Source organism: Marinobacter salinisoli (assembly GCF_017301335.1).
In the GTDB taxonomy this organism is placed as follows: domain Bacteria; phylum Pseudomonadota; class Gammaproteobacteria; order Pseudomonadales; family Oleiphilaceae; genus Marinobacter; species Marinobacter salinisoli.
Window position 1 is genome coordinate 3,288,548 of record NZ_CP071247.1, and the last position, 12,685, is coordinate 3,301,232.

Genomic DNA, 12,685 nt, shown 5'->3' on the forward strand with positions numbered 1-12,685 from the left:
TAGTCCTTAGCAATCAGAAAAACACCGTCTTAAGCCATCATCCACACTCAGCGGAGGTTTCCAGCCTAGCAAATCTCGGGTTTTGGAAATATCAACCTGCAGCGAGTCCAGCAAACGCCGAGCGACCGCCTTTTTACCCAGCATGGTTGCACCCGCCGTTAACAGCCCAGGGGGCACGGGTATAAGTCGAGATGGCTTTCCCATTGCCACGGCAACTGCACGCAGCAGCTCCGTGGTAGATAAGTCATCGCCATCACTGGCCAAAAAAACCTGATTGGCTGCGGAAGGATGGTGAGTGCAGGTAATGATCAAATCCACCAGATTGCCCAGCGCCACCAGTGAGCGTTTGTTGTGGACAGCACCAAGAGGCAGCGGCAAGCCTTTATCCACCAACCGTATCATGCTTGCAAAATTACCCTTTACACCGGGCCCATAGACCAAAGGCGGACGGATTATCACTACTTCCATACCACTCTCGGAGGCTAACTCGAGTAAGCCTTGTTCGGCCTCGAGTTTCGAAAAACCGTAAGGGTCTTCCGGGTGAGCCTTCTCTTCAGACGTAAAGGGGTCACGGCCTGAAGTAGACTCTCCATTTACCTTTACCGTGCTCAAGAAAACAAAACGGCTGACCTTGCTTTCCGCTGATTTTCTCGCCAGGGAAAGAGTCAAATCCCGATTGATCTTCCGGAAAGCCGACAGCGGATCTTCGGCCATATCCTGCATCTGGTGCGCCCGGGCAGCACAATGAACAACGACTTCAGCCCCATTGAGCGGCTCCGCTAATGAGTCAGGGTTGTCCAACGAAGGTATCGTGACGACCGGAAAATCAAAATTTCCATTTTTTCGGCAAATCCCAAGGACTTCCTCACCCTCGCACTGTAAACGCTTAGCCAGAGCGCGACCAACAAACCCGCTGGCGCCAGTAACAACTATCTTTCGACTCATTCCACCAAATTCCTGTCTAGAATATTGTGGCTCAGCTGTTCAATAAAACACTCAAAACTCAAACCTCGCTTCAGTTCAGAGCGGTCGCTATCAAGATCATCGGTTTCTATACTACCTTCTTCAATTCTCGCAAAAGTATTTGCCAACGCCCCAGCCTCAGGCTCCACGACCAGGCCAAGCCGGTTCGAAGTTACCCATTCGGCTACGCTGGTCTGTTCGCCGCAAACTGCAAGAATGAAGGCACCGGAGAACACGTAGGATGAAGACTTACTCGGGAAAGCATATCGGGTAACCTCATCTTCGATCGGTAACAGCGCCCACTCGTAATTAGCGTTCAACTGGGCCGCTTCTGTAGCTGAGATCAGGCCGTAGTAATGCACCTGGGAATACTGATTGGCCAATCTTTCCAATGCTGGCGCGAATACTCCGCCGCCAGCAAAAGCAAACTCAAGCGACCCACCGGCATCCAGGTATCGCTCAATCGCATCGACTAAAAGCGGAATGCGTTGGAGCCGGCCAGCATTTCCGCAGAATGAAAACCCTCTCCTTTTGGTCGACACAGGATTAACGCCTTCGAAGGATACGGCCGGATTGCTCAGCACAACGACGTCAGCGTGTGTTCCGGAACGCCTGCAGATTTCATCCGCCATTTCCCGGGTAATAGTAATCAGCCTGCTAGCTTGTCGCATCACCAATCCATCAATCCACCGCAAGCACCGATATATCAGCCGGTTCACGGGAACCACCACATTTGTGGCCTCCGGATGAATATCCTGTAAATGGTATACATAGGAAGCACGGAAAAGCTTCGCATATACCATAACAATAAACGGCACTAGCACGGGCGGATCAGTAGAGACATATACCTTCCGAGGCCGGTTCCAGAGCAGCACACCCATCACCCAAATCATAAAGAAAGCAGCATCAACGATCCGGCGCGCAATACCACTGGCAGAGGTTGTCCAGGCCTTACATGGATAGAACGCCACACCTTTGCCGCGCCCTTGCTGCGAAAGCGCAGAGCGGATATCAGCATGGTCCTGAAGAATCACAGAGACGCGGAGTTGGCAAGCCGCATTTTCCGCGAACCGCAAAAGTGCCTCTCCAATAACCGGGTAAACGGGCCAGAAGCTGCGGTTAATAATTGCTAGGTCTGAACGGCGGGGCATTGAGAAGTTCATGAGGCAGGAGTCAGTACTTTTTCCATACCACTCGATTCACATAATCAGTGTAGCTGTGAATGATTCGCACCACTTTGTCTGAGACATTGGGCATGCTGTAATCCCCGACTAATCTCAGGCTTCTTTTCTCGCCGCGAGGCTGGGTTTCAAGAATTGAAAGCCCCTGCCTGACTCGCTCAACGTCAAGACCCACCATCATAACGGAAGCCTCTTCCATTCCCTCCGGCCGTTCGTGGGCCTCACGAAGATTCAGTGCAGGAAAGTTCAGAATCGACGACTCCTCGTTGATCGTGCCACTGTCTGACAACACCGCCCGGGCCGAGAGCTGGAGTTTCACGTAATCATGAAAGCCCAGAGGTTTCAAAAGCTGGACCTTATCATGAAAGACAGAGCCCGTGGCATTAATACGGTTTTGCGTTCTCGGGTGCGTGGATACAATAACTGGCAAGCCGAAATCCTCGGCGACTCCATTCAGCGTCTCCACAAGTCGGGCAAATGAGCGCTCAGATTCTATATTCTCCTCACGATGAGCACTCACGACGAAATACTGGTCAGCCTTCAACGAAAACCGATTCACCACATCAGACGCCTCAATGCGTTGCCGGTAGTGATTCAGCACTTCGAACATCGGGCTACCGGTTTTGATTACCTGGTCCGGAGCCAAGCCCTCTCGCAGCAGATACTCCCGAGCAATGCTGCTGTAAGTCAGGTTGATATCGGCCGTATGATCCACGATGCGCCGATTTGTCTCCTCGGGGACCCGTTGGTCGAAGCAGCGGTTGCCTGCTTCCATATGGAAAATCGGAATTTGTCGACGCTTGGCCGGGATCACAGATAGACAGCTGTTGGTGTCGCCCAAAACCAGCAAAGCTTCTGGTCGCACATGCGCCAGAACTTCATCAACCGCAGAGATCAGGTTACCAATCGTGTTGGCAGCCCCCTTACTATCTGTCGCGCTATTCAGGAAGTAATCGGGTTTACGAATATCAAGGTCGTCAAAAAACACCTGATTCAGTTCGTAGTCATAGTTCTGCCCAGTATGCACCAGGACATGTTCACAGTGCTCATCCAGCCGGGCTAGTACCCTGGATAACCTAATAATCTCAGGACGAGTGCCAACTACCGTCACTACTTTCAGCTTTTTCATTGAGGTTCTCAGGAATCAGAAGGATTTAATCAAACAGGACAGGCGTAAGTATCAGGGTTGTCCCGGTCGAAAATCTCGTTAGCCCAAAGCATACAAACGAGCTCGCCGTCACCTATGTTCGTTATGTCATGGGTCCAGCCGGGCACAGTCTCTACGATTTCGGATTTCTCTCCTCGGGTGATCAACTCGTACTCCTCACCCGTTTGCATATGCCGAAACTTGAAACGTGCGGTTCCAGAGATCACCAGGAATTTTTCCGTTTTGGAATGATGATAATGGCCGCCACGAGTTATTCCGGGATGAGCTGTGAAAAAAGAAAACTGCCCGGCATCCGGTGTTTTCAACATCTCCACAAACACACCTCGCGAGTCACCATGCTGCGGCACAGTGTAAAAGAACTGTTCTGGGCGAAGGAAACTCAGATAGGTGGAATATAAAGCTCTCGTAAGACCCATCCCCACCCTCGGTATAACAAGAGTATCGCGGCTGCTGCGGAATTCCCGGATAGTATCGGCGAGCTCACCAACAGTCGTCGAATACTCAGGATGAACCTGCTCAAAGCCTTCAGCATCAAGATTAGGCAAAGCACCGTCCAGAAGCGAAACGAATCGGGAAACCACATCGTCTATATACACCAACCGCAAAGGCGCTTCAGGGTTGTTGACCGTGATCGGTAGCCCCTGCGCAATATTGTGGCAGAAAGTCGCGACCACGGAGTTGTAGTTCGACCGAGACCATTTCCCAAACACATTCGGCAGCCTGAACACGTGTACTGGCACATCAAATTCCTGGCCATACCTGAGTACTGCGCATTCAGCATCCCGCTTGCTCAAGCCATAATCGTTATCCAACGCTGCCTGGGTTGAAGACGAAAGGACGACCGGAACCTTATCGCCTTTTTTCGCACGCGCAGCCAATCCCTCACAGAGCCACACTGTCAGATCAGAGTTTCCTTTCCGGAACTCCTCAGGATCTTGGGGGCGATTTACGCCAGCCAAATGGAACACGAACTCGGCTTTCGAAAGGGCGTCTTCAAAGGTTGCTCGGGGCGAGTCCCGGGAAATCAACAACAGGTCAATATCAGTGCGCTCCGCCAAATGCTGCTGCAGGTTTTTTGCGATAAACCCATTGGCGCCTGTGATCAAAACTCGCATAACGTTCAATCCTGAGGTTGTGCATTTTCTCCACGAACGGTGGCGCTAATAAAATCAAGCTTCATCAACAGCTCCTGCATGCCCGCTTTGTCCAGACGTGTCGTGTTGTGGGAATTGTAATCGTCAGTGTGGGAGATTTTCTCTTCTCCCTGCTCCACAAACTTACCGTAGTTCAGATCCCGCAAATCCGGCGGCACCCGGTAATACCCACCCAAATCCTCCGCGCAGGCCATCTCCTCACGGCTCAGCAGCGCCTCAAATAGTTTCTCGCCATGTCGAGTACCGATTACATTGATCGGATGGTCTGCATGGCCGACTAGATCAGTCAACGCTAGGGCGAGGGTTTCGATGGTGGCAGCAGGGGCTTTCTGCACGAACAGATCGCCATTGCTGCCGTGTTCAAAGGCGTACAGCACCAGGTCCACCGCATCTGCCAAGGTCATCATGAAGCGGGTCATGTTCGGGTCTGTAATGGTGAGGGATTTACCGCCGCGAATCTGATCCACAAACAACGGAATCACCGATCCGCGAGAGGCCATCACGTTGCCGTAGCGGGTGCCACAAATAACAGTCTTTCCCGGGTCCACATTGCGAGACTTGGCCACCATCACCTTTTCCATCATAGCCTTGGAGATGCCCATGGCGTTGATAGGATACACCGCCTTGTCGGTACTCAGACAAACCACCCGCTTCACTTCGTTCTGGATTGCCGCTTCTAGGACGTTCTCCGTGCCGATCACATTGGTTTTCACAGCCTCCATGGGATGAAATTCACAGGAAGGCACCTGCTTTAGCGCCGCAGCATGGAATATGAAATCCACTCCCCTGGTAGCATTCAGAATGCTGTTGTAGTCCCGCACATCGCCAATATAAAACTTGAGTTTGGGGTTGGAGTAGCGCTTGCGCATATCGTCCTGTTTCTTCTCATCCCGGCTGAAGATGCGAATCTCTTCAATATCGGTATCCAGGAAACGACTGAGAACTGCGTTTCCGAAAGAGCCGGTGCCACCCGTTATTAGCAAAATTTTATTACCAAACACTCTAGTACCCCAAAGTCATGTATTTCCGAACTCTAAAACTTCGACCTGTAAACACGGACAGTCAGAGAAGTTCTTGAAGTTCATCAAATGTAAAAGCTTTAAAAATGTTCTCGGAACATAAGGATGGGAAAATCTTCATTACATAAGCCCGATCTTTATCGTTGACCAATGCAGCAATTGCTTTCACCCCTCTTCTTGACGACTCTAGCAGTACCGTCGATTTTCTGGCGATACAAACTGAAGAGCGCATAGCTTCATCAAGATCTTCTATCTGTTCGACGTTTGGAAAGCGATTTTTATAGTTACTTGCAGTTTCAAGAGGATGTAATTTAATAGAAACGGAAACATTTCTTCCAGTAAGTTCCTCTATGATTCGGTAGTTTACCTCAGGATTTCGAGGCTCAGTAAAAAAGCAAACCCGTTCAACCAGTTTCGCAAACTTACTCTCACCACCAACACCATACATTGAATCTACTACTGAACCTACATAAAGAAACTTATCTTCGTGGTATAACCTATTAAGAAAACTGGCAGCCTCTGGCGTAAAACAATAGAAAGTGGTGCCTGCTAACCCACCTGGGAAACGAAATCCATATTCAAGCCCATGGGGCAAACAGACAAGCTCCTTTTTCTCCCGATGACATACCTTAGTCTGAAGCAATGCAAAACGATCGTCTTTATCTCCTGTGTAGAAGACCGCGCGTGGAGACAACCGAACAACCTCGTCCAAGCATGATTCGTAAACTGCCTTGTGTGCAATGCGTTTAAGATAGCCTGGGAACAGCGCAAGAGCACAAGAACGACCTAACATAACTCTGCCATCTTTCAAGATATTTTTGATATCCCTTAACGCATGGAAAGCCGACATTAAAGATATTTTGAAAATATTCTTCCAACACACAACCGAATAGATAGAAACCCCGGGAACATTGAGCCCGCCAAAGTTATCTACAAGCGTCACCGCTGATATCTCTCGTTCTATACTCAGCCTACATTTCTGATAGGCAGCCTTAGATCTGATCAGGAAGACAACTTTCCTATTAACATCAAACTCTAAAGTGATATCAGATTCTTTTCTTCTGACGAGATAGAATGGCAGAAGAAAAGACAGTAAAACTATCGAAATAACCGAAAAAATAAATACAAAGAATGATAACAAAGTCGTTAACATCCGGATTATTAGTGAAACCTGTTTACCCGCTTCAGCCTTTGCTCTAATAAAAAGATTTTTATCGAGAACCCGAGCAAACAAACTAAACCGCGAGCAGGCGCTTGATTTCAAAACCTCTGAGAACTCCAGCAACCTGACATAATGGTAAAAAAAAATTTCATTTGAATAATCAGACATCCCAGAAAAATCATGATCATTCAAGCGATCAATGAAGTCCTCCGTATAGCAACTATCGGTCGGAATACTTTCTAGAACCCCCGTAGCCTCGAGTCGTTTCAGGCCGGAACGAGTAAGAAACACGCATTCATTTCTATCTACCGTCATACCAAGTCACGCAAACTGGCCACAAATTCAACATTATGCATATCGCAGTATGACTTCCATCCGGAAAACTCAGTCCACTGGTTGACAAAAACAAAATCTAACCCTGCGTTAACTGAAGCCTCGTGATCGTATCGGCTATCCCCGATAAACAAGGCTGGCCTCACAATGCGTCCCGCCCGTAACTCACGGGCCAGAATCTCATCTTTGGTATCGGGACTGCCATAGATACCGCCATCAAATAATTGATCCAACCCTCTTACAGAGAAAACCTTCCGTAGCTCAGCCTGATCCCCACCAGAAACGATAGACCAGGATGTTGATTGGGTTTGTTCGCGCAACTCAAATAGTCCGGAGTCTGCTTCACATTCGATAAGACCCTCGCGAACCTTGCGAGCGTAAACATCAAGCAACTCATCGAGGCCCGGCCCAACAGCATCCGAAGGCACAATCTGATTCAAAAAATGCTCAAACTTTCGGTAACGAGAGACACCGCCATTCGCCACATGGTGATCAACCAGTGCCTGTGCCGGGCCTTCGCCATAGGGCAGAGCAGCTTCATAAAAAGCCTTGGTTTTTACCTTATTTGAGTTAAGCACAACCCCGTCACAGTCAAAAACGAGACTGCCATAGCGTTCAGTTTTCACAAACCATGCTTCCGTTTAAGGGCCATTTCTACACCAGCTACATCCTCCGGAACATCCACAGCGAGGCTACCCGGCTGCGTTTCAATCATCAGAACACGCTTGCCCAATTCGAGGAATCGCAGGATCTCGATGTCTTCACATTGCTCGAGTGCGCTTTTCCGCCCAAACTTACGAAAAGCATTAAGCTCATCACGGTTAAATGCATAGATACACACCTGTTTCTTATACCCTTCCGGTGCGTTATCAGGGTCTTTGTAGCCTGGCAAAGCGACGCGAGACATGTAGACCAACTCGTCAGCTTCGTTGGTGATGACCTTGGGAATGTTGACGTTGCCTGGGTTTTCCTGATCTGACACCCAACTGTAACCGTTCACAACAACCTCCATATTCTCCGCTTTGGCCGCGCCGACACGGCTAATATCAGAAGGATTAACCAGTGGTTCGTCACCCTGCACATTGATGAAGATATCCGCTTCAATCTGTTCTCCTGCCTCCGCAAGCCTGTCTGTCCCAGTCAAAGCGCTCGGACTGGTCATAACCGCTTGGAACCCAGCCGAGCGAACAACCTCCGCTATGCGACTGTCCTCGGTCGCTATATAGACGTTCTCCGAGCCAATAGCCTTGGCAGCAAGCTCCGCCACCCAGAGGATCATCGGTTTTCCCATCAAGAGTACAAGCGGCTTTCCCGGGTATCGACTGGAAGAAAACCGGGCGGGGATAATAACGACTGTTCTCATCTCTTCCTCACAGGGCGTAAATTGATTGAGCAGGGAGTGAATAGCGAGTGGGTGTCACCGCGATCAAAGGCACAGCTTCGGAACAAGCCTGGTAATGCGACAAAAGGTTTTGCATTTCCTGGCTTCTTGGATCATCAGCGCCGTAACCGTCAAAACCCGACATAAAAATCCGCTCAGCCTTCCCGCTCGTGACGACAGCCAGCACGTATGCTACAACCAACGAATTCGGCACAGAACAACAGTATTGACCAAACTCGAAAACTTCGGGCAGAACTTTCAGACCGAAATCCAGGGTTTGCTTACTGGCAAGTGATTCTTTTACATCTTCCGGCAACATGGAGACAGGTGTTATCAAAGGCTGAGGCAGCTGAGTATGAGCCTCACAATCAGCAAGCAGACGCACCGGATGGCAGGCAACACGTACATCGATGAGCTCAGCGGCTATTCCGGACTGAGTATTGAGTGCAACAACAAGGGGATTCTTGCGGCGAATGTAAGACTCAATGGCTCCACGATGCTGCAAAACACCGGGGCCTGAACCGAGAAGAAAAACCTCGCGACCTTTGATCATGGAAGAAGGGTCCCAACTACCTGTCGGCTCACCCTGGTAAAACTGTCGCGCCGCATCAAGAGTGTTAAGGCTAAACTTCTTCCCACCCTCAACCCTGAGATGGTCGATAACCGCCAGGATATCTTCCTCATCGTACCTGGAATCGTTCAGCATCTCCTGAATATAGGTCGGGTGGATGGAGTATTTTCCTGCCAAGTAATAATAACTGTTGGTTCCCCACCCGTAACGTTCCTGCATCGGCTTGAAGTGCTCCCTTATGAGCCGCATCAGCGGAACCATATTGACCGGTGAACTACGCCGCTCCGCAATTTCAATCACGAGTTCTTCGGTTCTTGCATTGCCAGGCCCACGCCCCATTCCAGTGACTGTTGAGTCGACCCAGGTACACCCTTCATCGAGAGCTGTTAGTGAGTTCTGGAGCGCCAATCCCATATTGTCGTGGGTATGGATACCCAAAGGGCCAGACCACCCCTGCCTTATCCACTGAATTACTTGCCGTACCTGATTTGGGTTCATCCCCCCCATAGAATCCGCAAAGTACAATACATCCAAAGGATAGCGGGACGCCTCTTTTGCTAAATCAACCACCTCCGACTTGCACTTATCCGCAACCTGCATAAGGTTGAAACCAACCTGATAACCACGTTCTTTTAGCCAGTTAGCTGCGGGGAGAACGTCTTTAAACTCATGGGCGTGGCAGGCAATACGAACGAGGCTAAAGCGGGCTTTGTCTGCGGAAAGTGGGAACAGAGCGCAAAGATCCGCCTTCTGGGTATCTGGAGAAGCCAGTTCACTGCCATTAACCATTACGCCGATAGTCAAATCTGAGGGAAAGTTGAGGTTTTCGAGAAATTCATCAGATGTGTATGCAGCGGCGCCCTTAAATCCATCCGTCTTCAATGACCGGAACCCAAGTTCGACAATATCAACACCCGCTACACTCATTGCATAAAGGTAGTCTTGAACAAGATTGTGACCAAAATCCCACGCATTGTAGTAGCCACCATCTCTTAATGTACAGTCAAGTAGAAGCATTACAGGGATACCTTTATTAAAGTTTACTAGCCATTATGACCAAAAAATCACTAATACCTATTTGTATCATGAAAATCTAAAGCGAAGCCGAAGGAACCAAAACGCTAAAAATGTGTAAAAAACGCCTAAACTAAACTGCACATTTGACAAGTAGTTATTCGTGAAAAACAAAACAGGGAGTGTAATCAAGCATCCAAACCAAATAAATCTATGCAGTTGAATCTGCCCTGATTTTGGTGACAGGCATCTAGCAAAATAATAAAAACCCAAACAAAATATAATAGCACCAACATGACTGAAGTCATAAACGAGGGTTGCAACAAGTCCATTAAAGCTGGAAGCGTTATCATGCAAGGTTTGGTACCTAAGATCAACATAGGAACTCACATCAAACCCTAACCTGGAGCCAACTTCGTCCAAAAGGGATCGCGATGATTTACCATACCACAATTTATCTAGACTAAAATTTTTCATGACTTCTGAACCGTTAACCACCCACTGAGAGAAATAATCAAAAATGGAGTAAAGAGCCCGATTTTTGACAAGCCCCTCATCTGCCGACGAGTAATAGGACGACTCAGAGAACCTCAAACTCGTTATATAGTAAAAAGCAGATAAAATAGCACCAAAGACAACAAAAGCAAAAATATTTATTTTTTTCCTTATTCGGCTACTAATCGCAGGATATGCGTACAAATAAAAAAACACGTACATTAGGACAAACTGTACTATTGCCGCTCTTGACAATCCATGAAGCCCCGAAAGCGGAACATTCAAAGAAAGTATTAAAAACACGGCACTGACGACCAACCGACTTTTTACCAGAAAGTAAAAATGAAATGAAAGCGATAAAATTCCCAAAGGCGATGCAAGGTTTGCAAACCTAACCAAATATGGGTTAACCCACTGCCGGATAAGAACCGCTGCCTCCCCTTCATTTTTGTACGAAGTTATGTTCGAAACACTAAGCGCGACATACGAAAAGGACTTATAAACGATAAAAAAGTTCACAATCAATGAAAAAAATAAAACGAAAAAAATAAAAATCAGCAAAAACCTAAACGAAGACAAACTTAAAGGGTCAAAAATTCTAACGACCGAATAATCCCGAAACGATGAGCAAACTATCAACAACAGAAAAATTGTAAACAAAACATTAAAAAGATCAAAAAAGTGCTCGATCTCTGCAGAGTTTCCAACCAGAAAACCAGCAAAAATCGAAAAAGTGAAAAACCATAAAAGATAAAAAGCAACCGACCTGGTATTAATAAACCGAAGCGAGCAAATTGAAAATGAAAGAAAATATAACATTGACCACTCTGCTTAGTTATCGAACAAGCCCATCAATCATTAAGCAATCTCTGAAATCTGAACAGTGACCATAGCTTAGATATTTGAAATTGGTTATCAGCGCTTCGGGCAGATAAAAGTAATGCCCGAAACAATCGAGATATCAGCATCATTACCACCAATGGAACTCCATTGCTCAAATATAAAGCCTTTATCAAAACCAGTGATCTTGTCTTCTCTGCCCACCTTCACAAATAAAGACTTCATAGAATAAAATAGCTTTCTAGAAAAATAGAAGAAAAAATCGCGATCTAGGCCGGAACCTAGAAATTTAAAACCTGTTTTATCTTTACGAAAGTGCCCATTGAGATCTTCACATATTTCGTCAATTGCATTAAATTCGCTTTTTGAGTTCTTAACATAAGGAAATAATAATTCAGCGTCTTCAAGCAAAGAAGCTCTCGATTGCGCAAGTAAGCGCTTGAAAGCCATTTCCAGTTCAGTAAAATCTCTGACCTTTGCTCCAACTTCTGATGCACCTGCAATAGCATGATCACCGGTATCTCGCGGTGAGAAGTTTATTGAAGGGACACCTATAATCGCAGCTTCAACACCACTTGTGCTTTCGGAATGGATAAACAACTTTGCCTGTTCGAGAGCCTGAGAAAGATCCCCCGATTTATCTACTGTGACATTGCCCAGAAAGCGGTAGATCGACCTGTAAAGTGACGCATCTTCACCGGGGTGAGGTCTGAAAAGAAACTGAGTATTGGGGTTGCTCCTTGCAAGACTGTATACAGCGTCAATAAATTGAGCTCTCTCTATAGAAACTGCGCACCACCTTTTGACCTGTTGTTGAAATAGTTCCCCTTCAGAAACCCCCGAAGAACCCTCCGCCTGCATTCTAATATCCAGGAAATTTTTGGAGATCAGCGATATATCATCTTTAGCCGGAGAAATGCCTGCGAAACGACTGCAAACTAGCACATACTTAATTCCAGGCTTGAAGTCTTTACTATCATGCTTTCTGGACTTCTTTTGAGCCTCGAGAAATCTAAGATAATCCAACCGAGGAGCGCCTATAACGCTCAAATCACAATCTTCATAGGTTTTATCGAATACGGCTCTTTGCCTGTCCCCCCAGAAGTACACTTTTTTTAGAAAGGGAAGAGAAAAGTACTCTTCTGGGTATATTCTTTTTACAGCCGACTCATACTCATTTTTGTAATAAAATGCGCCTTCATCGTGAAGAAAATGCATCGATGAAGCAGTTTTTTGAATTTTTTGTATCAAATCCAAATCAAACTGACCTCTTCCGGTGTTTCCTCCAAACCTTCCAAAGATGAGAGCACCACGCATCAATGATAGGAGCAGATAAATGTCATGAGGCCTACCCAGTGCGGTAGAAATGCCTTGGTCGGCCAGTTTTCTTGCCATCAAAAGCCG

General features: G+C 47.3%; 11 protein-coding genes. All 11 read right to left on the reverse strand.

What is annotated here, in order from left to right; translation table 11 throughout:
* Positions 1-6: 6 nt before the first annotated feature.
* Positions 7-945, reverse strand: a complete 939-nt coding sequence (locus tag LPB19_RS15005; RefSeq protein WP_206643688.1) for a UDP-glucose 4-epimerase family protein — start codon at positions 943-945, stop codon at positions 7-9.
* Positions 942-2,114 carry a glycosyltransferase gene (locus LPB19_RS15010; protein WP_206643689.1) on the reverse strand — a complete coding sequence of 391 codons (1,173 nt, stop codon included), beginning with the start codon at positions 2,112-2,114 and terminating at the stop codon, positions 942-944. The genes LPB19_RS15005 and LPB19_RS15010 overlap by 4 nt, the downstream gene beginning before the upstream one ends.
* 22 nt (positions 2,115-2,136) lie before the next feature.
* Positions 2,137-3,273 carry a non-hydrolyzing UDP-N-acetylglucosamine 2-epimerase gene (gene wecB, locus LPB19_RS15015; protein ID WP_206643690.1) on the reverse strand — a complete coding sequence of 379 codons (1,137 nt, stop codon included), beginning with the start codon at positions 3,271-3,273 and terminating at the stop codon, positions 2,137-2,139.
* A gap of 29 nt (positions 3,274-3,302) precedes the next feature.
* Positions 3,303-4,427 (reverse strand): UDP-2-acetamido-2,6-beta-L-arabino-hexul-4-ose reductase, encoded by a 1,125-nt coding sequence (gene wbjC, locus LPB19_RS15020; RefSeq protein WP_206643691.1) that lies wholly within the window; start codon positions 4,425-4,427, stop codon positions 3,303-3,305.
* 5 nt (positions 4,428-4,432) lie between these two features.
* Positions 4,433-5,467 (reverse strand): polysaccharide biosynthesis protein, encoded by a 1,035-nt coding sequence (locus LPB19_RS15025; protein WP_206643692.1) that lies wholly within the window; start codon positions 5,465-5,467, stop codon positions 4,433-4,435.
* A gap of 61 nt (positions 5,468-5,528) precedes the next feature.
* Positions 5,529-6,962 carry a hypothetical protein gene (locus LPB19_RS15030; protein ID WP_206643693.1) on the reverse strand — a complete coding sequence of 478 codons (1,434 nt, stop codon included), beginning with the start codon at positions 6,960-6,962 and terminating at the stop codon, positions 5,529-5,531.
* On the reverse strand, positions 6,959-7,606 hold the full coding sequence (locus LPB19_RS15035; protein WP_206643694.1) for an HAD family hydrolase: 648 nt from the start codon (positions 7,604-7,606) through the stop codon (positions 6,959-6,961). Before LPB19_RS15035 ends, LPB19_RS15030 begins: the two co-directional genes overlap by 4 nt.
* Entirely contained in the window at positions 7,603-8,343 is a 741-nt protein-coding gene (locus LPB19_RS15040) for a 3-deoxy-manno-octulosonate cytidylyltransferase (protein WP_206643695.1), read from the reverse strand. The genes LPB19_RS15035 and LPB19_RS15040 overlap by 4 nt, the downstream gene beginning before the upstream one ends.
* Positions 8,344-8,350: 7 nt before the next feature.
* Complete coding sequence (locus LPB19_RS15045) at positions 8,351-9,949, reverse strand: aldolase catalytic domain-containing protein (protein WP_206643696.1); 1,599 nt, start codon at positions 9,947-9,949, stop codon at positions 8,351-8,353.
* A gap of 66 nt (positions 9,950-10,015) precedes the next feature.
* Positions 10,016-11,260, reverse strand: coding sequence for an O-antigen polymerase (locus LPB19_RS17205; RefSeq protein WP_206643697.1), 1,245 nt, complete (start codon positions 11,258-11,260; stop codon positions 10,016-10,018).
* Positions 11,261-11,356: 96 nt separating this feature from the next.
* Entirely contained in the window at positions 11,357-12,676 is a 1,320-nt protein-coding gene (locus tag LPB19_RS15055) for a surface carbohydrate biosynthesis protein (protein ID WP_266097052.1), read from the reverse strand.
* Positions 12,677-12,685: the final 9 nt, after the last annotated feature.